At 46.4% G+C, this 22,949-nt stretch carries 19 protein-coding genes, 1 tRNA gene and 1 pseudogene; 14 read left to right on the top strand and 7 right to left on the bottom strand.

The window, feature by feature from the left end; translation table 11 throughout:
- Positions 1–100 precede the first annotated feature (100 nt).
- From CL55_RS02760 to CL55_RS02745, 4 genes are all read right to left on the bottom strand, one after another.
- A complete protein-coding gene (locus tag CL55_RS02760; RefSeq protein ID WP_046329763.1) occupies positions 101–1,405 on the bottom strand; it encodes a malonyl-CoA decarboxylase domain-containing protein in 1,305 nt (434 codons plus the stop codon).
- Positions 1,406–1,535: 130 nt separating this feature from the next.
- Complete coding sequence (gene lgt / locus CL55_RS02755; RefSeq protein ID WP_046329762.1) at positions 1,536–2,333, bottom strand: prolipoprotein diacylglyceryl transferase; 798 nt, start codon at positions 2,331–2,333, stop codon at positions 1,536–1,538.
- A gap of 19 nt (positions 2,334–2,352) precedes the next feature.
- Positions 2,353–2,817, bottom strand: a complete 465-nt coding sequence (locus tag CL55_RS02750) for a DNA polymerase III subunit chi (protein ID WP_046329761.1) — start codon at positions 2,815–2,817, stop codon at positions 2,353–2,355.
- Positions 2,818–2,820: 3 nt separating this feature from the next.
- Positions 2,821–4,422 (bottom strand): leucyl aminopeptidase, encoded by a 1,602-nt coding sequence (locus CL55_RS02745; protein ID WP_082091878.1) that lies wholly within the window; start codon positions 4,420–4,422, stop codon positions 2,821–2,823.
- Between the two features lie 118 nt (positions 4,423–4,540).
- Between CL55_RS02745 and lptF the strand changes: the two genes are divergently transcribed.
- From lptF to CL55_RS02730, 3 genes are all read left to right on the top strand, one after another.
- Positions 4,541–5,656, top strand: a complete 1,116-nt coding sequence (gene lptF / locus CL55_RS02740; RefSeq protein WP_046329760.1) for an LPS export ABC transporter permease LptF — start codon at positions 4,541–4,543, stop codon at positions 5,654–5,656.
- Complete coding sequence (gene lptG, locus CL55_RS02735; RefSeq protein WP_046329759.1) at positions 5,653–6,807, top strand: LPS export ABC transporter permease LptG; 1,155 nt, start codon at positions 5,653–5,655, stop codon at positions 6,805–6,807. The genes lptF and lptG overlap by 4 nt, the downstream gene beginning before the upstream one ends.
- A 62-nt stretch (positions 6,808–6,869) precedes the next feature.
- Entirely contained in the window at positions 6,870–7,811 is a 942-nt protein-coding gene (locus CL55_RS02730) for a CysB family HTH-type transcriptional regulator (protein ID WP_046329758.1), read from the top strand.
- A 42-nt stretch (positions 7,812–7,853) separates the two neighbouring features.
- On the opposite strand, the gene CL55_RS02725 is transcribed toward CL55_RS02730, so the two are convergent.
- Positions 7,854–7,938, bottom strand: a tRNA-Leu gene (locus CL55_RS02725).
- 141 nt (positions 7,939–8,079) lie between these two features.
- Here CL55_RS02725 and CL55_RS02720 point away from each other — a divergent pair.
- The 8 genes and pseudogenes from CL55_RS02720 to rng all read left to right on the top strand — a co-directional run bounded on the left by CL55_RS02720 (position 8,080) and on the right by rng (position 14,779).
- Positions 8,080–8,799, top strand: a complete 720-nt coding sequence (locus tag CL55_RS02720) for a YebC/PmpR family DNA-binding transcriptional regulator (RefSeq protein WP_046329757.1) — start codon at positions 8,080–8,082, stop codon at positions 8,797–8,799.
- Between the two features lie 47 nt (positions 8,800–8,846).
- Positions 8,847–10,124 carry a phosphoribosylamine--glycine ligase gene (purD, locus tag CL55_RS02715; RefSeq protein WP_046329756.1) on the top strand — a complete coding sequence of 426 codons (1,278 nt, stop codon included), beginning with the start codon at positions 8,847–8,849 and terminating at the stop codon, positions 10,122–10,124.
- 50 nt (positions 10,125–10,174) lie between these two features.
- Positions 10,175–11,086 carry an oxygen-dependent coproporphyrinogen oxidase gene (hemF, locus tag CL55_RS02710; protein WP_046331103.1) on the top strand — a complete coding sequence of 304 codons (912 nt, stop codon included), beginning with the start codon at positions 10,175–10,177 and terminating at the stop codon, positions 11,084–11,086.
- Complete coding sequence (gene nadD, locus CL55_RS02705; protein ID WP_046329755.1) at positions 11,087–11,791, top strand: nicotinate (nicotinamide) nucleotide adenylyltransferase; 705 nt, start codon at positions 11,087–11,089, stop codon at positions 11,789–11,791.
- Between the two features lie 53 nt (positions 11,792–11,844).
- A pseudogene (gene rsfS, locus CL55_RS02700) lies at positions 11,845–12,231 on the top strand (ribosome silencing factor); the annotation flags it as partial.
- Positions 12,232–12,244: 13 nt separating this feature from the next.
- The gene (gene rlmH, locus CL55_RS02695) at positions 12,245–12,688 is read left to right on the top strand and encodes a 23S rRNA (pseudouridine(1915)-N(3))-methyltransferase RlmH (RefSeq protein ID WP_046329753.1); all 444 of its coding nucleotides are present in this window, start codon (positions 12,245–12,247) and stop codon (positions 12,686–12,688) included.
- Positions 12,689–12,695: 7 nt separating this feature from the next.
- On the top strand, positions 12,696–13,319 hold the full coding sequence (locus CL55_RS02690; protein WP_046329752.1) for a Maf family protein: 624 nt from the start codon (positions 12,696–12,698) through the stop codon (positions 13,317–13,319).
- Positions 13,316–14,779 carry a ribonuclease G gene (rng, locus tag CL55_RS02685; RefSeq protein WP_046329751.1) on the top strand — a complete coding sequence of 488 codons (1,464 nt, stop codon included), beginning with the start codon at positions 13,316–13,318 and terminating at the stop codon, positions 14,777–14,779. Before CL55_RS02690 ends, rng begins: the two co-directional genes overlap by 4 nt.
- 7 nt (positions 14,780–14,786) lie before the next feature.
- Here the strand turns inward: rng and msbA are convergent, their stop codons facing one another.
- On the bottom strand, positions 14,787–16,550 hold the full coding sequence (msbA, locus tag CL55_RS02680; protein ID WP_046329750.1) for a lipid A export permease/ATP-binding protein MsbA: 1,764 nt from the start codon (positions 16,548–16,550) through the stop codon (positions 14,787–14,789).
- A 10-nt stretch (positions 16,551–16,560) separates the two neighbouring features.
- Here msbA and CL55_RS02675 point away from each other — a divergent pair, with 10 nt between their 5' ends.
- The 3 genes from CL55_RS02675 to CL55_RS02665 are packed head-to-tail and all read left to right on the top strand — an operon-like array spanning position 16,561 to position 19,294.
- Complete coding sequence (locus CL55_RS02675; protein WP_046329749.1) at positions 16,561–17,340, top strand: glycosyltransferase family 2 protein; 780 nt, start codon at positions 16,561–16,563, stop codon at positions 17,338–17,340.
- Complete coding sequence (locus tag CL55_RS02670; RefSeq protein ID WP_046329748.1) at positions 17,337–18,116, top strand: glycosyltransferase family 2 protein; 780 nt, start codon at positions 17,337–17,339, stop codon at positions 18,114–18,116. The genes CL55_RS02675 and CL55_RS02670 overlap by 4 nt, the downstream gene beginning before the upstream one ends.
- Positions 18,117–18,136: 20 nt before the next feature.
- Positions 18,137–19,294 (top strand): glycosyltransferase family 9 protein, encoded by a 1,158-nt coding sequence (locus CL55_RS02665; RefSeq protein WP_046329747.1) that lies wholly within the window; start codon positions 18,137–18,139, stop codon positions 19,292–19,294.
- Between the two features lie 13 nt (positions 19,295–19,307).
- Here CL55_RS02665 and dnaE read toward each other — a convergent pair whose 3' ends face one another.
- A complete protein-coding gene (gene dnaE / locus CL55_RS02660; protein WP_046329746.1) occupies positions 19,308–22,934 on the bottom strand; it encodes a DNA polymerase III subunit alpha in 3,627 nt (1,208 codons plus the stop codon).
- Positions 22,935–22,949 lie beyond the last annotated feature (15 nt).

Here is a 22,949-nt window from a genome sequence, read left to right as displayed (position 1 = left end):
CCTTTATTTGCCAAATAATGTATTGGCTTGATTTTTTTAAATGCCAGCTTATTTTAAGGGTACTTATTCCACGACGCGGAAGTCATATTAAGGGAAAACACTAGGGAGCCATGAGGCGACCTACAGCCCTCGAATACACGATTTCACCATTGGCAAAGCGCTCATGGTTGTCCTCCACGCTTCCCAGGTCGTAAAGGTAGTTGACCATCAAACCGGCGGATTGACGCAGCCCTTTGCGTGATAGATCGCCCGCCCAGTTCACCAGATGCAATTTGGCACCATTACCCAAATGAAACTTCGCCACCGGATTACCATCGCGCCCAGTTGAGGCAAGACCCAAATACAGGCTTGCTAAGCTCAATAAAGCTACTTTTTCTTTTTCAGAAGCTAAATCGGGGTGCCATCCAGCCGCTAAACGTTCAACCCAGGATTGACTCTCGAGCCCCAGCACTGCCAAAGCAGCATCGCGCGCCACCTTGAGGTTTGGCTTCAATCTATCGGCCGGCACGCCATCGCTTAAATTCGCACCAGCAGCCACCCAATCCATGAATCCTGGAATAGGCGACAAAGTCACAAAGGTTTTTATTCCAGGGAACTCTGCATGCAATTGTTCGGCTACCCGCTTAATTAAAAAGTTACCCATCGATACGCCGCGAAGTCCAGACTCGCAATTGCTAATCGAATAGAAAACAGCGACTTTGTATTGGGATGCCTGATCTACCGTTTCCGCTTTTTTATCCACCAAAGGTGTGATCACCATTGGAATCTCAGGTAGGAGTGCCACCTCCACAAAAATGAGGGGCTCGCTTGGAAGTTGCGGATGAAAGAAGGCAAAGCAACGACGGTCAGGCTGCAGGCGGCGGCGCAGGTCATCCCAACCATCAATCGCATGAACGGCCTCATGTTGAATCAGCTTCTCAAGCACCTCTGCAGGAGACTTCCAGTCCACCTGATGCATTTTCAGAAATCCTGGATTAAACCAAGAAGACAGCAAGTGGCGCATATCGAAATCCACGGCAGCCAACTCAGGCTTTTTGTCTAATAGCTGCAATAAATCACGGCGCATTTGCACTACAGCAGCCGTACCCTGGCTGGCACGATTTAAGCGGCGAAAGAATTCTTGACGAGGAGACTCGGAAACTTTTTGCAACTGGATGTAATTGCGTGCACTAGAGTCGGCTACAAAATTTTGCGCTGCTTTCAGTACTGCATCAGCTTGGGGGTTGAGCTTCTCAAACAAAAAAGTAAAAAATGAGACGTATTGGTCTTTTGACAACTTCCGATAGTTATTCACCACATCATCAGCCATGCTGAGCGCATTGGATTCTCCTCGCTCCGATATCAGGCGCTTAATAGCGTTATTTGCCTTAGACAAATTTCGAGCTTTAGTGAGCTTCTCCAGCATGGATTTCTTTCGATTAAGATAAATATGACCTGAAATTAGGCGGAATCAGCAAAAAAACCAATGTTTTCATGGGTAATTAAGATCATTTAGGGAACTTAACTACAAAAGAGCCAGAAAATCGGATTTTTAACTACTGATAAGCACCTGTTTTCGTATTTACTCTCACTATAAGGTAAATTCCGAAAATGATCATGGGGATAGAAAGCCACTGACCCATGGAAAGACCCAGACCAAGAAGCCCTAAAAAGGCATCAGGCTCTCGAGCAAATTCTGCCAAGAAACGACAAACACCATATCCCAACAAAAATAAGCCTGAAATCTGCCCCACCCTACGAGGCTTGCTGGAGTAAATCCAAAGAATGATGCCTAGACAAATGCCTTCACCAAAAAACTGGTAAATCTGGGAGGGATGACGGGGAATGGAGTCAACCATTGGGAAAACCATCGCCCAAGGTAAGTCTGTCGGCCTACCCCACAGTTCGCCATTAATAAAATTACCCAATCGACCAAATGCCAGACCAAATGGCACTAGTGGCGCAACTAAATCACTGACAACAAAGAATGAAACTTTGCGACGATAAGCAAACCAGAGCAATGCAAGCAATACACCTAGGAGTCCACCATGAAAAGACATGCCACCCTCCCAGATCTTGAAAATACTTAGGGGATTTGCGAGGTAGTAGCCTGGCATGTAGAACAAGGTGTAACCCAAACGTCCACCCAGCACTACGCCTAAGACACCAACAAATAAAAGATCCTCAAGATCTTTATATGACCAGCCCAAGGATTGATATCGTGGAGCGCGTATGCGTGAACGACCCAGCAATAAAAATTGAGCAAACGCCAAGAGATACATCAAGCCATACCAGTGGATGGCAAACGAGCCAATGCGAATTACGGCAGGGTCAAATTCGGGATGAATCAACATACTGAGGCGCGAACAATAATCACGCTTTAGATTGATCGAAGTTGTGCAGCTCATGACCTAAGTCACGATAGGTTTTGTAACGCTCACGACCAGCAAGGCGCTCCGCTTCATCAATCGTCACAACCTCCACAATTCGAGGAAAGCGGGCAAGTAAACCTGGAACATCAGACGGCATACGCATTCCCAAATGAATCAATACATCTGCATGGGGAAGATGGGATAAAGCAGGTGACAGAAAATCATCCGCCAGCAAAATAGGTGTATCAATTGCCACCTCATCTTCAATCAAGCAATGGGGCAAAAAATCTGTTGCACTAAATGCCCACAGTAATTCATCTAACTTTTTGAGATCTGCTGTCTCGCCCACCATCACAATATTGCGAACAGGCTCACCCACGGGCGTGGCACTCCAGATCTTGCGTGTTAAGCGACAAGCGTATTCCAGCTTGTTGCTAACATTGCTATGAAAATCAATCCGGGCCATGAATTACTTTTGCTCTAGCAAGTAATTTACCAGCAAGGGAACTGGGCGCCCAGTTGAACCTTTGGCAGCGCCACTCTTCCATGCAGTACCTGCAATATCTAAGTGAGCCCATTTGTATTTTTCGGTGAAGCGCGATAAGAAACAGGCTGCAGTCACGCTACCTGCTGGACGTCCACCAATATTAGCCACATCTGCAAAGTTCGATTTCAACTGCTCGTGATAAGCAGCATCCAATGGCAAACGCCATACAGTATCTAAAGAGGCATGACCTGCCTTCGTGAGTGAATTGACTAATCCCTCATCATCAGAGAAAACGCCGCTATGTACATGACCCAATGCAATGATGCAGGCGCCAGTTAAGGTGGCTACATCAATTACCGCTTTAGGCTTGAAGCGCTCAACATAAGTTAAGGCATCACACAGGATCAAGCGTCCTTCAGCGTCGGTATTGAGAATCTCAATCGTTTGCCCCGACATACTCTTCACAATATCGCCAGGGCGAGTGGCATTACCGGAAGGCATATTTTCACAAGTCGGAATCACACCAATGACATTCTTTTTCAGCTTCATCAAAGCTGTAGCGTACATCGTGCCAATGACAGATGCAGCGCCGCACATGTCGTACTTCATCTCGTCCATCGCCTCACCAGGCTTAAGAGAAATACCGCCAGTGTCAAAAGTAATACCCTTACCCACCAGCACAATTGGAGCCTCACCTACTTTGCCTCCGAGGTGACGCATCACAATAAATTGTGGTGGCGTATCTGAACCTTGGGCTACAGATAAAAATGAGCCCATACCTAAAGCTTCAATTTGCTTGCGACCCAAAACCTCAACCTTTAATCCAGTCTTCTTACTTAAGCCTTGCGCTGCCTTACCTAAATAAGTTGGCGTACAAATATTGGGAGGTAAATTACCCAAGTCTTTAGCTAAGTTCATACCCTCAACCATTGCAGCGCCCTCGGGGACTGCGGCCTTGAGTTCCTTAGCACAAGCATCATTTCCAGCAAAAGTGAGGTGGTTAAACGTATCTGCCTTATCTTTGGCCTTGAACTTCATTGCCGGTTGGCGAACCCCAAAGCGATATGCCTGGTCACCAGCATACTGAATGGTCAAGCGCACCTCTTCGGCAATGAACTCTGCGCGATGGCCCAAAGCGAAACTTGGAATAAACCACAAAGCACTTTGGATGGAGCCACCGCTGAGCTGCTTCAATGCGGCGCGCGCAATTTTTGAATATGAGCTCAGACTACGTGCACTCTTAGGCGTAATGTCACCCAAAGAAACCAAAAGAATGCGTTTTACTTTCACTCCAGAGGCGACCCAAGACTTTTCGGCACGAATCACACAGGTTGAGGCCTGCTGAGCATCGAGGTCACCAACGAGATTGGCATGGGTGACAGAACCGCCAAGCAGACGATCTAATTCAACCAAAAGTCCAGATTTAGATTTGGCAGTCTTTAGAGCGTCTAAGTCTGTCTTTGAGTAAGCTAAAACCAAACAGTCGGAGCTCTGCGCCACTAAAGTGGCAAGACCTGCTTTCAGCTGCTTGGGGTTAATCAGATCGGCTTGCGCGAAAATCTTAGTGCTAAATTGGATAGTCATCATGTCTTGAGGTATTTTTAAGTCAATTCAAGGAAAAAAATGGGTGTTTTTCCATTATCCTCCGAGATGCAGGTTCACATCTTGAGTGAGCCAATAACAGTGAACTCGCTATTTATTCATGATTTTTCACCAAGCCCTTCGCCGCGAACTCAGTTTTACGACTGGTGGCGTTTTTTTGGTCCTGGTTACCATCATGATTACCACCCTGGTTATCCGAATTCTGGGCTTTGCAGCCAATGGTGCCGTTAATCCAGAAGATGCTCTCGTCCTCATTGCGTTGGCCACTCTGGGTTATATGGCCGTTCTATTGACCGTCTCTCTTTTTGTGGCAGTTCTCATGGTGCTAGTGCGCTGGTACAAAGATTCAGAAATGATTGTTTGGTTTGCCAGTGGTCTCAGTATTGCTAGCCTCATTCGACCCATCCTGCGCTTTGCAGCGCCGCTCATCGTCATCATTGCCCTTTTAGCCCTTTTTGTTTGGCCTTGGGCTAACCGCGAATCCACCATCATTAGCCAGCGCTTTCAGCAACGGAGTGATGTGTCTATGGTTGCTGCAGGTCAGTTTAGGGAATCAGCCAAAGCCGAGCGTGTATTTTTCATTGAAGAGTTAGATGTTGATAAAAGCGAAGTGAAAAATATCTTTGCAGCAGAAACCAAAAATGGTCGACTGAGTGTTGCCGTTGCCTCTACAGGATTTATTGAGAATGCAGAGCGTGGTGGCAAATCCATAGTACTCAATAATGGCCGACGCTACGAAGGCGTACCAACACAGCCTGATTTTAGGATTCTAGAATTCGCTCAGTACAGTACCCATATCCAAAACAAGAGCACGCTTGATCCAGCGCCACGTGATCGTGAAAAATCGGTATCCGAGTTGTTAAATGATCCCAATGTAGCGGCCGTTAATCCTAATCATGCTGAATTACTTTGGAGGATCGGTTTACCGCTAATGGCACTTGGGCTTGTGTTGATTGCAATCCCGCTTGCCTATGTCAATCCAAGGCTAGGTAATTACACGGCAATGTTTTATGCGGTGCTGATATACCTTATTTACAGCAACCTCTTAAACCTCACGCAAAATTTTGTTTCGCAAGGCAAAGTGAATGTTTTTGTAGCGGCTTGGCCCATACACGCCCTCGCTTTTGGCATAGCTTTTCTACTCATTCGTAATCGTATCAACCCGTCTCTGAAGTGGTGGCGCCGTCAACTACCTGCGTTCTTGGCTAATAGATGAAATATTTATTTCCCTATATCTTTGAACGCTATTTAGCCAGGCAAATTTATGCTGCCTTTGGTTTCATCCTATTTGCCTTAGTCACACTGTTCTTATTTTTTGACATCCTCAGTGAACTTGGTTCAGTTAAAGGTCAATACACCTTGCCACTAGCCTTGCTACATGTTTTATTAAAAGCACCAAGCCGCATTTCTGAAATTATTCCCATCGCTGGTTTGATTGGCAGCATCTATGTATTTGCGATGCTAGCAAGCCAATCTGAGTTCACCATCTTACGTATTGCGGGATTGGATATGCGCAGGGGCTTAACTACCTTAGCGAAGATTTCGTTACCTTTAGTTATTGTGACGCTCGTGATGAGCGAGTGGCTTGGGCCTTACGCCGAAAGCTTGTCTGACCAGATTCGCATGAGGGCTTTGGGCTCATCCTATAGCTCTCAATTCAAAACTGGGGTGTGGGTTAAAGATCGCTTACGTGATGAGGATGGTAGTGGCCCAATTAGGCCGGGAGTTCGATATGTCAACGTTGGCAAAATTGAACAAGATAATGAAATCAAAAATATCCGCATGTATGAGTTTGATGATGCCTATCGTCTGCTATCCATTCGGAGTGCCGTATCTGGGCGCTTTGATCAAACTGGAACTTGGATTCTGGATGACGTTACCGAAACTCGCTTTAAAGAAACTAAGCAGGCCGACCCGCTGAACCCAGTGTATTCAGCGAAAACTGTTGCGCACCCGATTGTCAGCCTAAGCTCTGAAGTCACTCCACAAATCTTGAATGTACTCTTGGTCAGCCCAGAAAAAATGTCGATCTTTAGTTTGGGTCGCTTCATCTCTCACTTAACAGATAACAAACAAGATGCGCAAAGGCACTCCATTGCCTTTTGGAAAAAAGTGATTTATCCATTTACGATCTTTGTCATGCTAGTGCTGGCCCTGCCGTTTGCCTACTTAAAGGTTCGAGCAGGCAGTGTTGGAATTAAGGTGTTTGGCGGCATCATGCTGGGCATGAGTTTCCAACTCTTTAACTCGCTCTTCTCAAATGTGGGGCTTTTAGGATCATGGCCGGCATTGCTGACTGCCCTAACACCTCCATTGGTGTATTTCATTTTGGCAATGGTGGGTTTACGTTGGGTATCTAGAGCTTAATACCTCAAAATCATATAGAATTTGATTCCTATATCTCAGTTGATATAAAGAATGGAATCCATATGAATTTACATCAATTTCGATTTGTGCGTGAAGCCGTTAGGCAGAACTTTAACCTCACCTCGGCCGCTAAGACCCTCTTTACCTCTCAGCCAGGGGTTTCCAAAGCCATTATTGAGCTAGAAGATGAGCTTGGTGTTGAGATATTCCGACGCCACGGCAAGCGTATTCGCTCACTCACTGAACCGGGCAAGCGCATCCTGATTTCGATTGAGCGCGTTTTGGATGAGGTGGAAACCCTAAGAAGGGTGGGTAAAGACTTTGCCAGCCAAGATCAGGGTAACTTTGTGATTGCCACTACCCATACTCAGGCCCGTTATGCCTTGCCTAAAGTGCTCACTGAATTTACAAAACGGTTTCCAAAGGTACGGGTAAGTATTCAGCAAGGTAGCCCAGGTCAAATTGCGGAGCTGCTCATTCATGATCGTGCTGATATCGCAATCGCCACCGAGGGCATTGCCAACACCCCAGGTGTGCTGGCACTTCCAGGCTACCAGTGGCAACACGTCGTCATGGTGCCACTAAGTCACCCACTCCTCAATCAATCCACAATCACCCTAGAAGAAATTGCGAAGTATCCACTAATTACCTACGACAAAGCATTTGCAGGTCGAAGTAAGATTGATGCTGCCTTTGCACAACGCAATCTCAGTCCCGATATTATTTTGGAGGCGATTGATGCAGACGTCATTAAGACCTATGTAGAAACAGGGATGGGCGTAGGAATTGTTGCTGGCTTAGCCTATGATGCAGATCGAGATCGCAACCTCAGAGTCATTCCGGTTAGCCATCTATTTGGCAGTAACGTAACGCATCTAGGTGTAAAGCAAGGCGCCTATTTACGCTCTTTCGTTTTCACCTTCATTGAACTATTCTCACCCACGCTCACCAAGAAAATCGTTGAGCAAGCCATGAATAGCGAATCAGAAACTTACGAAATTTAAGATTTAGAACGGTTCGGGTAGCAAATAACAGTCTGCTTAAGATGGTGCCCCGGGGCGGACTTGAACCGCCACGCCTTGCGGCACCGGATTTTGAGTCCGGCACGTCTACCAATTCCATCACCGGGGCAGGTGTTTGCAGTGGAAATACTGCATTGAAGCTTACTAAGACGTGAGAGTGTAACAAAAAAGTTGTAGGACGCTCATTCTTAGGCTCATAAGACCTTAAAATAGGGTCTTCAAGCCACATTACTCAAAAGGACTTACCCGTATGGCCGGCCATTCGAAATGGGCCAACATTCAGCACCGCAAAGGACGTCAAGACGAAAAGCGCGGCAAGATTTGGACCAAACTCATTAAAGAAATTACGGTTGCAGCTAAATTAGGTGGAGGCGATATCGCTACAAGCCCCCGTTTACGCCTTGCGATCGATAAGGCTAAAGATGCCAATATGCCTAATGACAATGTGCAACGGGCAATTCAGCGTGGTACTGGCTCCTTGGAAGGTGTTAACTACGAAGAAATTCGTTACGAAGGTTACGGCCTCAATGGCGCCGCCATCATTGTGGATTGCTTAACGGATAACCGTACCCGCACTGTTGCTGAAGTACGCCATGCATTTGCAAAAAATGGAGGCAACATGGGCGCCGAAGGCTCAGTTGCCTTTATGTTCAAACACTGCGGTCAGATGTTGTTTGCGCCAGGCACCAACGAAGATCAACTTATGGAGATCGCGCTAGATGCTGGCGCCGAAGATGTCATCACTCATGATGATGGTTCATTTGAGGTGCTCACCCCAGTGCCTGAATTTCCTAAGGTACAGGACGCACTTTACCAAGCGGGTTTAAAAGCAGAGCTAGCAACAGTGACGATGCGTCCTGAAACTGAAACTGAACTCGAAGGTGATCAAGCAGAGAGCATGCAAAAACTATTAGATGCGCTTGAGAACTTGGATGACGTTCAAGAAGTATTCACGAACGCCTCTTTGTAATCGGCCAGCTTTTTAACACTCATCATTAATACATCTTTTAGTCCTTTATGAAAATTCTTTTAATTGGTTCTGGTGGTCGTGAACATGCATTAGCATGGAAGCTAGCGCAATCTCCACAAGTTCAAACTGTATGTGTAGCCCCGGGCAATGGCGGTACAGCTACTGCAAAACAAACTGCAGCCGGTATCCAAAACCTCCCGATCTCAGACCTTCAAGAATTGGCAGACTTTGCCAAACGTGAAAAGATCCACCTCACCGTAGTGGGCCCTGAGGCGCCATTGGCTGCCGGTATTGTGGATGTATTTCGCAAGAATGGATTGCGCATCTTTGGGCCTACTCAGTTAGCAGCCCAATTAGAGTCTTCCAAAGATTTCTCTAAAGCATTTATGAAACGTCATGGCATCCCAACAGCGGAGTATCAGACTTTTTCAAATGCATTAGAAGCTCACGCTTATATTGATGCTAAGGGCGCGCCCATTGTTATTAAGGCGGATGGTCTTGCTGCAGGCAAAGGTGTAGTTGTAGCAATGGATTTAGTCGAAGCTCATGCAGCTGTCGATATGATGCTAGCCGATAACAAACTGGGGAATGCTGGCGCACGCGTAGTCATTGAAGAATTTTTGACTGGTGAAGAAGCTAGCTTTATCGTACTTGTAGATGGCAAACATGTTTTAGCTTTAGCAACTAGTCAAGATCACAAGCGCCTGCTCGATGCTGATCAAGGCCCCAATACTGGCGGCATGGGCGCTTACTCCCCTGCCCCAGTAGTTACCCCAGAAATTCATGCGCGCGCCTTACGCGAAGTCATCATACCGACAGTTAAAGGCATGGAGGCTGATGGCATTCCATACACTGGCTTCCTCTATGCGGGGCTCATGATTTCCCCCGATGGGAAGATTAAGACTTTAGAATTTAATTGCCGTATGGGCGATCCAGAAACACAGCCAATCATGGCGCGCCTGCGGAGCGATCTCGTAAACGCACTTGATCATGCTATTGACGGCACACTCAATGAGGTAGAGTTGGAGTGGGATCGTCGTACTGCCCTAGGCGTGGTATTGGCAGTTCACAATTATCCCGATACTCCGCGTAATGGCGATGTCATTACGGGTATCCCTGCTGATACTGAAGATCAATTGACTTTTCATGCTGGTACAAAGTTACAGGATGGGAAGCTAGTCACCTCGGGTGGTCGTGTCATGTGCGTCGTAGGTCTATCGGATACCGTTCGCGGTGCACAACAAAAAGCATATGAAGCGATTGCTCAGATCCAATTCGATGGCATGCAATATCGCAAAGATATTGGCTATCGGGCAGTGAAATAACTCTAACTAAGAAGGACTTTTCATCCTTGTCATCTACTGAACAGACTCAAATTAATATTGCAGAACTAGAATCTTATTTTTTAGGTCTGCAAGATCGCATTACTACTGCAATGAGTGCGCTTGACGGCAAAGCCTTTGTGGTGGATGCCTGGGAAAAGCCGGAAGATAGCAAGCTGCGGGGTTATGGACATACTTGTACTTTAGATGGCGGCAATATATTAGAAAAAGGTGGTGTGGGCTTTTCTCATGTTCGCGGTGATCAAATGCCTCCTTCAGCTTCACACCATCGCCCAGAAGTTGCTGGACGTAGTTTTGAAGCCATGGGTGTTTCTTTGGTCTTTCACCCAAACAATCCCAAGGTGCCAACCACTCATATGAATGTGCGTTGCTTTATTGCGCAAGCTCCCGATAAAGAGCCCGTTTGGTGGTTTGGAGGCGGCTTTGATCTTACCCCCTACTATGGCGTTGACGAGGACTGTAAACACTTTCATCAAACCGCTAAAAATGCTTTAGACCCGTTTGGCAAAGAGCTATACCCTCGATTCAAAAAATGGTGTGATGAATATTTTTATCTTAAGCATCGTGAAGAGCCCCGCGGTATTGGTGGCGTATTCTTTGACGACTTCAATGAACTGGGTTTTGAGCAAAGCTTTGCCATGACGCGTGCTGTTGGCGATGCATTTATTGAAGCTTACTTGCCGATTGTGGAGCGTCGTTATCAAGACAGCTTCACCCCAGAAGAAAAAGCTTTTCAAGAATACCGTCGTGGACGTTATGTGGAGTACAACTTATTATTTGACCGAGGCACCATTTTTGGCCTGCACTCTGGCGGGCGCACAGAGTCTATTTTGATGTCTATGCCACCCGTAGTGCAGTGGTGGTACAACTGGCAGCCAAAACCAGGGACACCAGAAGCAAAGCTTTACGACTACTACCTTAAGCCGCGCGACTGGCTTGCCTAAATGATCTCAGAACATTTGGTTACCCTAAAAAAAATTGGCATTCTAGGCGGCACGTTTGACCCACCCCATCTTGGCCACATTAAATTAGCAACCCATTTTGCAAAAATCTTGCATCTTGACCAATTGTTGCTCGTTCCCAGCGGGGAGCCCTGGCAAAAAGAGTCTAGCATTACCCCCTCTGAGCTTCGCTTTCAGATGACTGAAGCGGCTGGCATCGATTTAGCTATTGAATTTCTACAGCAGAATTTAGCAACGCAAATTAGTACTGATCGCATAGAAATGGATCGAGCGGGTCCAAGCTACACACTTGATACAGCCAAAGCTCTCAGGAAGCATTTTGGACCCCAGGTTAGCCTGACTTGGCTAATGGGAGCCGATACTCTTCTGAACCTACCAACCTGGAATTCTTGGGATCAATTACTGAATTATCTGAATTTGGCAGTGGCCAGTAGGCCTCACCATTCAATTTCTGCAGAAATAAGCCCTGAAGTGCAGGACTTACTAGAAAAGCATCAATGTATTTATGCCGACGCCCTTGCAAAAAGTCCTTTTGGACGCATCTACTTAGATAACAGTCTATCGGTTGACCTTTCATCTACCGAACTTCGAAATCAACTTAAAAGCGCATCTCGTGAGGAAATTGCACTTAAGCAGATTCCCGCTCACGCTTTAGAAATCATTACAAATTTAGGTCTGTACAAGTAATCAGGCTAAGATCATCCTTATATACAAAATCTCAGAAAAATATTAAAGAAACTATGGAATTAACTAAATTACAACGTGTCGTGATCGATGCTCTGGAAGATGTCAAAGCACAAGATATTCGCGTTTACGACACCACTAAACTCAGCGAGTTATTTGATCGCGTGATCATTGCTACCGGCACCTCCAATCGCCAAACTAGATCGTTGGCCATGTCAGTTAAAGAGGCTGTCAACGCCAAAGGCGGGGAAGTCATCTCAGTCGAAGGTTTAGAGACTGGTGAATGGGTGCTCGTTGATTGCGGCGATATCGTGGTTCATATTTTGCAACCTGCACTGCGCGCTTATTACCAATTGGAAGGTATGTGGGGTGCTAAGCCAGTTCGCGTCAAATTGGCTGCAGACAAGGGTCTTGTAAAGGCAAGCGAACCCGACGACGAAGAGTAATACTTTAGCAATGCGTTTAACGATTGTTTCTGTTGGTCACAAAATGCCAGAATGGGTTGCAACTGCAACCCATGATTACATTAAGCGCATGCCCGCAGATTGCAGCATTGAAATCAAAGAGATCAAACCTGATCTCAGTCCAGTCAAAGAAGCCGTCAAAATTGCAGCAGCTATTCCGAAAGGCTCTCGGGTGATTGCACTGGATGAACGTGGCAAAGATCAGACAACGCAAAATCTAGCTACCCAGTTGGCAGGCTGGCGACAGGAAGGTTTTGATATTACCTTTTTGATTGGTGGTGCTGATGGACTCGATCCCAGCCTGAAAGAGAATGCTCAAGCGATGTGGCGCCTCTCGAGTCTCACTCTGCCACATGCTATGGCCAGAGTCTTGTTAGTTGAGCAACTCTACCGAGCTTGGACTATTTTGCAAGGCCACCCCTATCACCGTGAGTAAGTCTTTTATGTTTTCTTATATTTACCTCGCCTCACAAAGTCCACGACGCCAAGAGATACTCAAACAGATTGGCGTCAATTTTGAGATGCTGGTTGCAGCACCTGGCGAAGATACGGAAACCCTTGAGACACCCCTCCCCAATGAAAAGGGACGTACTTACGTTGAACGAGTTACCTTTGCCAAAAGTGCTATTGCCTTAGCCAGGTGGCAAAAAAGCGGTAAGCCTTGGGCACCTGTCTTGTGTGCAGATACTGCCGTCAGCCTACCTAGCAATCCAGATGGTGAAATCCTTGGAAAACCAAATGATGCTTCCGATGCTAGGCGTATTCTCAAAATGCTCAGCGGTCAAACGCATCAGGTTTTAACTGCAGTTGTACTCACAACTGATCCCAAAATAAATCCTTTGTGCTTGGTACATGTATCTGAAGTGGAATTTGCCCACTTAACTGAAGCACAAATTGAGAGCTATATTCAGAGTGGTGAGCCCTTTGGTAAGGCTGGCGCATATGGCATTCAAGGTCTTGGTGGGGCTTTTATTCCTTCTATTAAAGGCAGCTATAGCGGTATCATGGGATTACCCATTTTCGAAGTTAACCAATTATTAGATTTCGCAAAAGTCGCCCGCATATGAACGAAGAAATCCTGATCAACATCACCCCCCAAGAAACACGGGTGGCACTAATTCAGCAAGGTGCCGTTCAAGAACTTCAGATTGAGCGTACGCGTCAACGCGGTATCGTCGGCAATATCTATTTAGCTAAAGTGGTACGAGTGCTACCTGGTATGCAGTCCGCCTTTATTGAAATCGGCTTAGAGCGCACTGCTTTTATGCACGTCGCCGACATTACTCAAAATAATCCTCAAGCCCAAATCGAAAAACTGCTCTTTGAAGGCCAAAATGTTTTAGTTCAAGTTCTGAAAGATCCTTTAGGAACCAAAGGTGCGCGCCTCACCACCCAGCTGAGTATTGCTGGCCGCAATTTAGTTTACTTACCACCGGCTGGCACAGATGCAGCCGCCGAGAAATATATTGGCGTATCCCAAAGAATTGATCAGCCAGAAGAGCGAGAGGCTATCAAGGTTCGTCTTGCAGGACTCATGCCTGCTGACGAAAAAGGCGGGATCATTGTGCGTACTAGCGCACAAGATGCCAGCGATAATGAGCTTAAGCATGATATGCATTACCTGCGCACAACTTGGGAAAAGATTCGTGAGGCCGTGAATCACAAGGCCGCACCTAGCTTGCTCTATCAGGATCTCAGTCTGGCCGAACGCGTATTACGTGATCTTGCTAGCGAAGAAACTATAAAAATTCGAGTGGACTCAGCAGAGAACTTTGAAAAGCTTAAAGGGTTCGCTACGCTGTATATGCCAAATTTATTGGACAAGCTCACACTGCATCGTGGTGAGCGTGCCTTATTTGATTTATTTGATGTTGATGCCGAAATTAATAAAGCACTCGGCAGAAGGGTGGATCTCAAATCAGGTGGCTACCTGATGATTGACCAAACAGAATCCATGACTACGATTGATGTCAACACTGGAAGTTATGTAGGCGCACGCAATCTAGATGACACTGTCTTTAAAACTAATCTTGAAGCTGCTCAAGCTATTGCCCGTCAATTGCGCTTGCGCAATCTTGGCGGCATCATCATCATCGACTTTATTGATATGTTGAGTAAAGACCATCAAGAATCAGTTTTGCACGAACTCAAGCGCAATTTAGAACGCGATCATGCTCGCACCTCGGTGAATGACTTTTCTTCATTAGGCCTAGTGGAGATGACCCGTAAACGCACCCGGGAATCCCTAGCCCACATCACCTGTGAACCATGCGCTACGTGCCAAGGCAAAGGTGAAATCAAAACTGCGCAAACAGTTTGCTATGAGATTTTGCGCGAGATTGTGCGCGAGCATCGCCAATTTAACCCTCGAGAATTTAGAATCGTTGCAGCACCTGATGTGATTGATCTTTTCCTTGAGGAGGAGAATCAGTTCTTGGCACAGTTAGGTGACTTTATTGCAAAGCCCATCAAGCTCCAAGCAGAAGGCAGTTTTCGCCAAGAACAATACGATATCGTTCTCAGCTAATGATTGATTAAGCATTCGAAAACTGAATACGATGCAAGTTAGCATATAAGCCATCCTTAGTAATCAACTCTTCATGTGAACCATTCTCGATCACATGGCCATGCTCTAGAACCACAATCCGATCAGCATGCTCAATGGTTGATAGGCGATGGGCGATAACCAAAGTAGTTCTACCGGCCATTAAGCGCTCTAAGGCATCTTGCACTTGACGTTCGGATTCAGAATCGAGTGCCGAAGTTGCTTCATCCAAAATCAGAATAGGTGCATCTTTATAGATGGCTCTCGCGATAGCCAAACGCTGGCGTTGTCCGCCTGATAGACGATTGCCGTTATCACCAATTTGAGTATCAATTCCTTCAGGCATCTCTTTCATGAGCGCAGATAAGTTTGCCGCCTCAAGAGCTTCTATGACACGTCCGCGATCAATACCATCAGTGCCAGTAGCGCCATAGGCTACGTTTGCCGCAATACTGTCATTGAATAAAATGACATCCTGACTCACAAAAGCAATCTGTTTACGCACATCAGCCAGCACAATATCCTCCAGCGGAATCTCGTCCAAGAAAATTTGCCCGCTGGTCGGCTTAAAGAAACGCGGCAATAAATTGACCAGCGTAGATTTACCACCGCCAGACGGACCGACAAAGGCAACCACTTCTCCAGGCTTGATATTTAAATTCACGCCAGTGAGAGCATCTTTTCGTCCAGCCTCCTGCTGATATGAGAAACCAACATCTTCAAACCGAATTGCGCCCTTTGCTTTGCCTAGGGATTTCATATTCTCTTTGCGAGATTCATCCTCCTCGAAGGATTGATCCATGAGAGAGAAAATCATTTCTGCCGCAGTCAAGCCACGCTGCAAGGGCTGATTAATATCAGCTAGATGCTTAATCGGTGAGATTACTAACAACATGGCAGTAATAAAAGAGGCAAAGCCGCCAACCGTAGTCCCCTCAGAGGCAGACTGCATCAAGGCGATAACTAAGACGATCGACAGCGCCATCGAAGCAATGAGCTGGGTGATCGGCTGATTCAAGCCGCCTGCAACTGCTGATTTCAAAGCAAATTGACGAAGACGATCCGCTTTTTCCATAAAGCGGTTCATCTCATACTCTTCAGCACCATGCACCTTCACGATCTTGTACCCAGCGGATGATTCTTCAACAATATAGGCAAGCTCACTAGTCATTGTTTGCTGCTCACGATTCAGTGAGCGCAAGCGTTTATTAATCTTTCCAATGATGAAAGCGATGATGGGGAAAATCATCAACACGACTAATGTCAGTTGCCAATTTAGGTAAATCAAGTAGCCAATCAATCCAATCACAGTGAGAGAATCACGCACCAAACTAATTAATATGCCGCCCATAATGGAGAGGGCATTATTCACCTCAAAAACTACCGCATTAATTAAGCTGGATGCAGAGTTCTTTTGAAAGAACGTAGTGCTTGAATGTAGTAATGCCTTAAACATCTGCATGCGCATCTTCAGCAAAACAGCATTGATAACGCGATTTAAAAGATAGCTAGACAAAAATTGCGCCATCCCTCGCACAAAGGCTAGGCCGACCAAGAAAACGGGTACTAGCCAGAGTTTTTGATCCAACTGACCAGTGAAACCACGATCTAGCAGAGGCTTCATGAGGGCCGGCATAGAGGTTTCTGCGCCAGCAACCAGCGCCATGGCCAATATAGAGCCAATAATTAAGCCAATATGGGGCTTAAGGTACTGAATTAAGCGATTTAGGGCGGTACGGTCTTGAGCATTCATATAATGAATTATGCCCACCTTATCCGTCATACTCATTACTCGCAATGAAGAGGCCAATTTGGCCGATTGTTTGGCCTCCCTAGAAGGGATTGCCCAGCAAATCGTGGTGGTCGATACCAACAGCACCGATAACACCCTGGAGATCGCTAAAAAGCATGGGGCGCTTATTAGCCAGCCGGCCGACTGGCCTGGATTTGGCTCCCAAAAGAACCGAGCTTTAGACCTAGCTACAGGTGACTGGATACTTTCCTTGGATGCGGATGAGAGACTCACTCCCGCCCTCAGAAGTGAGATTCTGACTGCAATTCACCATTCAGCCCATGTTGACTGTTTTGCAATTCCACGCCTATCTTGGTATTGCGGTCGTTTTATTCGGCATTCTGGCTGGAGTCCAGATTATGTAGATCGATTATTTAAGCGTGGTACTGCCCGCTTCTCGGATGATCTAGTTCACGAGCGGCTGATACCTAATGGGCAAGTAGCCAAGCTAGAGAATCCGATGTTGCATTTCAGCTTCATGAACTACTCGCAAGTACTCCAAAAGCTAGATCGCTATTCAACAGCTTCAGCAGAGCAAGCATTTTCTAAAGGTAAAAAGAGTAGCCCATTAACTGCAGTACTTCATGGTATTTGGGCTTTTACTCGTACCTACTTCGTACGACTTGGTTTTCTGGACGGCCCCCAGGGTTTTGCATTAGCAATCTCGAATGGGCAAGGGACTTACTATCGCTATATGAAGTTATGGCACTTGCACCAAGAAGCAAACTCCAATAACTTTCTCAGCAAATGATCTCCGTTCTTCTGGCGACCTATAACTGGCCACAGGCCCTCAAACTCTGTCTTGAGTCACTGAGCACTCAAGCAGATTTCCATTTTGAAATCATCATTGCCGATGATGGCTCAACTACAGACACCAAAGATCTCATAGAAGCAATCCAGAAAAATTTCCCAGTAAAAATTACTCATCTTTGGCAAGAAGATCAGGGATTTCGTAAGACCCGCATTCTCAATCAAGCCATTCAAGCGGCTTCCGGTGAATATCTCGTATTTCTCGATGGTGATTGCGTTGTACAGCCAGACTTTATTGCACAACATCGTGCACTGTCTCAGGCAAACCATCTAGTGACAGGTAGTCGTGTTTTACTGAACGACCAACTCAGTAAACAATTGCTTTCATGGCCTCATTGGGACTCCAAGAAATTCACTGATAACTTATTAAGCTATCGACTATCCGGCGGTATCAATAAGTATTGGCCCCTCAAAGTCAAGTTGGGTAATGGCGCCTGGCGCAACTACAAAAAATTTGTCTGGCGCCGTATTAAAGGCTGCAATATGGCATGTTGGAAAGCTAACGCTCTGGCGATAGGCGGCTTTGATGAAACCATGACAGGCTGGGGACATGAAGATGCCGATTTTGTTTTCCGATTACAAAATCGTGGGTTGATTAGAAAATCTGGATCTTGGGCAACTGAAGTGCTGCACCTCTACCACCGCATCAATGATCAATCCAATGCTGCAGAAAATGCGCGTCGCGTCCGTGAAAAAATTCTCGCTAAAGTTAAGTAGGATTTAGTTACATTACCCCTATGTCTGCATTCTCAGCGCTCAAGCCTAAAAAAGTTTTATTTATTGCGACTCGCCAAATTGGCGATGTCCTTGTCACTACACCGCTCATTTCACAAGCTCGTGAACTGTGGCCTGATGCTGAGTTTCACTTTTTGGGCTACCGCGGCAAGCTCGAGATGCTCAAAGGCAACCCCGATATTGCTCAGATCATTGAAACCTCAGATCGCCCCAAGCTTGGGGAATATCTCACTTTATTTTTTAAACTCTTTCAACGTTATGATTTAGCAGTGGTTACGCAACCCAGTGATCGCGCCTATTTCTATGGCCTAGCAGCAGCTCATCACCGCGTGGGCGTTCTAGGTGGCCATCCTCAAGGCCTCACTGAACAAGATAAAGCTAAAAAAAGTAAAAGTGATCAACAAAATGCCTGGAAAAAAACTATTAGCCTGCATACAGTTGACGTAGATTATTTTGCACAACATGTTATTACTGAAAAGCTTCGCCTGCTCGAGATCTTTTATAAAAATCCACTGGAATTATTTAAGAAACCAATCTCGGTAACAGCTCCTGCTGGTGATCCGATTATCCCAAGTATTGCAAGTCAACTTCACTCACCTTATGTGGTGGTTCACCCCGGACCTTTAACCGCATATAAGCGTTGGCCACTTGCGTATTGGCAAACATTGCTGACATGGATTACAAAACAAGGTTGGCAAGTGGTGCTGAGCGCATCTCCCGCCAAGCAAGATCTGCAACTCAATCAAGATATTCTTTCATTGCTTGATGAAGAAACCCGCAAGCATGTCCTTGATACTGCGGGCCAGCTCACTATCCCGCAGGCGGGGACACTGATTCGTGGAGCGATAGCTTATGTTGGGGTAGACACCTCTATTACGCACTTAGCAGCCGCATGCAATTCACCCACCATTGCCCTATTCGGTCCAACACCACCCACCAACTTTGGGCCATGGCCTAATGGTTTTGTTGGTGAACAGCCATATCGATTAAGAGCTCGCTCGCAGACGGTTGGTAATGTCACAATCCTACAAGGGCCTGGTGAATGCGTCCCCTGCCGCAAAGCAGGTTGCGAGGATCGCGCAAGTAGTAATAGCGAATGCTTGGACCAGCTAGACCCAAACCAAGTGATTCAAGCACTGCAAAGCGCTATAAAGAAATAAAACTGATACGCGCTTAGAGGTACTGAACTTGAACAGTATTAGATTGCTTGGCTGCCAAAATTTGATTCAAACTATGTAAGCAAGCGTCATCTGGATAAATTCGGAGCTCTTCCGGAAATTGCATCAGACAGGCTCCACCACTAGTGGTGACTGCAGCAGTAAGCATTAAACCCTTCATGCCTTCGCTAGCGCTTGGCATAGAAGCTACCGCAGGACCTAGCTTAGGATCGCGTACCCGGTTACTCATCAAGTAAGGTCCAATTTGGCTACGTAAGGATTTGAGATCAATTGCTGAATCGATGGATAGATGAAGGTTGCGTGCAAAACGCATACGGGCTCCCGTAATATCCATGACCGCCTCAGAAACGATTCTCACTCCACCAGAAAACTTATCCGGAGTGATATTGACTTTGGCCACCAGCAACTCATCTTCTTTGAGCCAAGAACGATTGGGTTCATAGACTTCGCTGTAGAGCGTCACTTCAATCGCAGCAGTGCCATCATCAATAGTTGCAATCATCATGCGTCCACGCTGCCCAGTCAGCATCCGAGCAGAAGTAATAATGCCGGCGATTAACTGGTCTTTACCCTCAGTCACCTTGACTAATGGCTGGCGAATAAAATGCGCCGTCTCGTCACGATAGGCGTCAAACATGTGGCCAGTTAAACAAAGTCCTAAAGCGCTCTTTTCATCTTGGAGACGTTTCTTTTCAGACCATGGTAATTCGCGAACTAACTCTGGCAAATGACGATCATCTTCTCCTGCCATCTCAAATAAACTCACTTGATTAATTGAGGCTTCAGCTTGTTCGGCAGCCTCAATTGCACGCGCAAGAGAAGCCAATAAAGTAGATCGAATATCGTAAAGATTGCCACCAGCGGAAATGGAGTCCTTATACAAGCTATCAAAGGCGCCAGCACGCATTAAAGCCTCAATCGCTCTACGGTTCACCTGTCTACGATCAACGCGTGCGCAGAAGTCAAACAGATCCTTGAATGGACCGCCAGCCTCACGCGCCTTCACAATCACTTCAATTGCCGCTTCACCAGTTCCCCTAACCGCACCTAAACCATAACGAATATGACTAATCGGGGAATCTGGGGCAGCATCTGGCGCACGTAATGGCGTGAAAACATACACACCAGTATTAATGTCTGGTGAAAACACGCGAATATGATTTGCCAAACAATCGTCATACAGAATCTTCACCTTATCGGTGTCATCCATTGCGAGCGATAAGTTGGCCGCCATAAATTCAGCGGGGTAGTAGGCTTTTAGCCAGGCAGTTTGATATGCCAAGAGCGCATAAGCAGCAGCGTGGGATTTATTAAATCCATAGCCTGCAAAACGCTCCATCAAGTCATAAATCTCGTTGGCTTTACCTTCAGTAATACCGCCTGCTTTTGCGCCATCACTAAAAATCTTGCGATGCTGCGCCATCTCTTCAGGCTTCTTCTTACCCATCGCACGACGCAACATGTCTGCGCCACCGAGTGAGTAGCCGCCAATCATCTGCGCCATCTGCATCACCTGCTCTTGGTAGACCATGATGCCGTAGGTTTCTTGCAGAACGGGCTCAATGCGAGGATCCGGATACTCTACTTTTTGCCGCCCGTGCTTACGTTCAATAAAGTCCGGGATCAGATCCATTGGACCAGGGCGATAGAGCGCGACGAGCGCAATAATATCTTCGAAGCGGTCAGGCTTAGCTTCACGCAGCATGCCTTGCATGCCACGACTTTCTAACTGGAAGACAGCGACCGTATTGGCATTCTTTAAAACTTCAAAAGCCTTTTGATCATCAAGCAGAATTTCACCGATATTCCAATCTTTACGATCGGTATGTAGCGTTTTAATCCATTTCTCAGCAGCTGCCAAAATTGTTAAGGTGGTTAAACCTAGAAAGTCGAACTTCACTAGACCAATCGCCTCTACGTCATCTTTATCAAACTGACTAATGACTGAACCACTCTCTTGGTCTTTGGAGTCTTTCGCCTCTTGCGTATAGAGCGGGCAAAAATCGGTTAAACGACCAGGCGCAATTAATACACCACCCGCATGCATGCCCACGTTACGAGTCATACCCTCTAACTGCTGCGCTAGAGATAACAGTTGACGCACTTCATCTTCATTCTTTTCACGCTCGCCTAATTGCTTCTCTTCCTTCTTGGCTATTTCAATAGTCATGTACTGACCTGGCTTGTTCGGAATCAATTTTGCGATACCGTCAACGAAGTTATAGCCTTGCTCGAGCACACGACCAACGTCACGAATTGCTGCGCGTGCAGCCATTGTTCCAAAGGTAGCAATTTGACTAACTGCATCTTTTCCATATTTATCTTTTACGTACTGAATCACGCGATCGCGCCCATGCTGGCAAAAGTCAATATCGAAGTCGGGCATCGATACCCGTTCAGGATTTAAGAAGCGCTCAAAAAGGAGGTTGTAACGCAACGGGTCAAGATCAGTAATTCCCAATGAATAGGCTACCAAAGAGCCAGCACCAGATCCACGACCGGGGCCAACTGGTACGCCATTATTTTTTGCCCAGTTAATAAAGTCAGCAACAATTAAGAAGTAGCCTGGGAAACCCATTTGAGCAATTGTCTTTACCTCGAACACCAAGCGCTCGTGATACCGGACCTCTTCCTTAGCGCGCTCCTCTGCGTCAGGAAAATTGCGCACCATATGGCGCTTCAGACCAATCTCTGATTGCTGCAATAAATAATCGTCGAGCGTAATACCTGGTGGCGTTGGAAAATCCGGCAAACGCGGCTGACCTAAAGTCAAAGAGAGGTTGCAGCGCTTGGCAATCTCCACGGAGTTTGCAAGTGCAACTGGTAAATCTGCAAAGCGCTTTTCCATCTCCTCTTGAGATAAAAAATACTGCTCTTCATTAAATTTCTTGGTGCGACGAGGATTACCTAAAAGCTCGCCTTCTGCAATACAGACTCGGGCCTCATGGGCTATGAAATCACTACGCTGCATAAACTGCACTGGATGCGTAGCAACAATTGGTAAATCCATTTCACTAGCAAGGTGGCAAGCCAACTGAAGTTGCTGCTCATCCTGAGGATGACCGCCGCGCTGCACTTCAATGTAAAAAGCATTTGGAAATAAGCTCGCCCAACGCTTGGTAGCAACTTTCGCTAAATCTTCTTGACCAGCCAGGAGAGCAGCACCAACATCACCCCAGCGTCCACCTGAAAGCGCAATCAATCCATAAGACAGCGTTCTTTTTGCAGCTTTATCTTCAGCCTTTGAAGCTGGTTCGCTAAACCAGTTGAGATCGACCTCAGCTCGACCTCGGGATTGATTCTCAAGGGAGGCCTTACTTAAGAGCTGGCATAGATTGAGGTAGCCAGAGTGATTTTGTACCAGGAGTAATAAACGATGAGGTTGATCTGGGTCTTGGGGATTGCTCACCCAAACATCCGCGCCTGCGATTGGCTTAATTCCGCCAGAGCGTGCAGCACTATAAAAACGAACTAGGCCAAATAAATTACTTAAGTCAGTGAGAGCCAAGGCGCCCATACCGTCTTTTTCAGCGGCAGCTACCGCATCGTCAATGCGAACAACGCCATCCGTAATCGAAAACTCGGAATGGACGCGTAGATGAACAAAACGGGGTGAAGCCATGAGATCATTTTAGCT

It is taken from the genome of Polynucleobacter duraquae (assembly GCF_000973625.1).
Classification (GTDB): Bacteria; Pseudomonadota; Gammaproteobacteria; order Burkholderiales; family Burkholderiaceae; genus Polynucleobacter; species Polynucleobacter duraquae.
This window is presented reverse-complemented; position numbering and strand designations above follow the sequence as displayed.

Bases quoted from the DNA above. Each gene is read 5' to 3' on its own strand.
- lptG (WP_046329759.1), top strand. From the start codon at position 5,653: ATGAAATATTTATTTCCCTATATCTTTGAACGCTATTTAGCCAGGCAA.
- CL55_RS02675 (WP_046329749.1), top strand. From the start codon at position 16,561: ATGCCCACCTTATCCGTCATACTCATTACTCGCAATGAAGAGGCCAAT.
- msbA (WP_046329750.1), bottom strand. From the start codon at position 16,550: ATGAATGCTCAAGACCGTACCGCCCTAAATCGCTTAATTCAGTACCTT.
- lptF (WP_046329760.1), top strand. From the start codon at position 4,541: ATGATTTTTCACCAAGCCCTTCGCCGCGAACTCAGTTTTACGACTGGT.
- rlmH (WP_046329753.1), top strand. From the start codon at position 12,245: ATGCGTTTAACGATTGTTTCTGTTGGTCACAAAATGCCAGAATGGGTT.
- CL55_RS02690 (WP_046329752.1), top strand. From the start codon at position 12,696: ATGTTTTCTTATATTTACCTCGCCTCACAAAGTCCACGACGCCAAGAG.
- dnaE (WP_046329746.1), bottom strand. From the start codon at position 22,934: ATGGCTTCACCCCGTTTTGTTCATCTACGCGTCCATTCCGAGTTTTCG.
- CL55_RS02750 (WP_046329761.1), bottom strand. From the start codon at position 2,817: ATGGCCCGGATTGATTTTCATAGCAATGTTAGCAACAAGCTGGAATAC.
- CL55_RS02665 (WP_046329747.1), top strand. From the start codon at position 18,137: ATGTCTGCATTCTCAGCGCTCAAGCCTAAAAAAGTTTTATTTATTGCG.
- CL55_RS02670 (WP_046329748.1), top strand. From the start codon at position 17,337: ATGATCTCCGTTCTTCTGGCGACCTATAACTGGCCACAGGCCCTCAAA.
- CL55_RS02745 (WP_082091878.1), bottom strand. From the start codon at position 4,422: ATGACTATCCAATTTAGCACTAAGATTTTCGCGCAAGCCGATCTGATT.
- nadD (WP_046329755.1), top strand. From the start codon at position 11,087: ATGATCTCAGAACATTTGGTTACCCTAAAAAAAATTGGCATTCTAGGC.
- CL55_RS02720 (WP_046329757.1), top strand. From the start codon at position 8,080: ATGGCCGGCCATTCGAAATGGGCCAACATTCAGCACCGCAAAGGACGT.
- rng (WP_046329751.1), top strand. From the start codon at position 13,316: ATGAACGAAGAAATCCTGATCAACATCACCCCCCAAGAAACACGGGTG.
- lgt (WP_046329762.1), bottom strand. From the start codon at position 2,333: ATGTTGATTCATCCCGAATTTGACCCTGCCGTAATTCGCATTGGCTCG.
- purD (WP_046329756.1), top strand. From the start codon at position 8,847: ATGAAAATTCTTTTAATTGGTTCTGGTGGTCGTGAACATGCATTAGCA.
- CL55_RS02730 (WP_046329758.1), top strand. From the start codon at position 6,870: ATGAATTTACATCAATTTCGATTTGTGCGTGAAGCCGTTAGGCAGAAC.
- CL55_RS02760 (WP_046329763.1), bottom strand. From the start codon at position 1,405: ATGCTGGAGAAGCTCACTAAAGCTCGAAATTTGTCTAAGGCAAATAAC.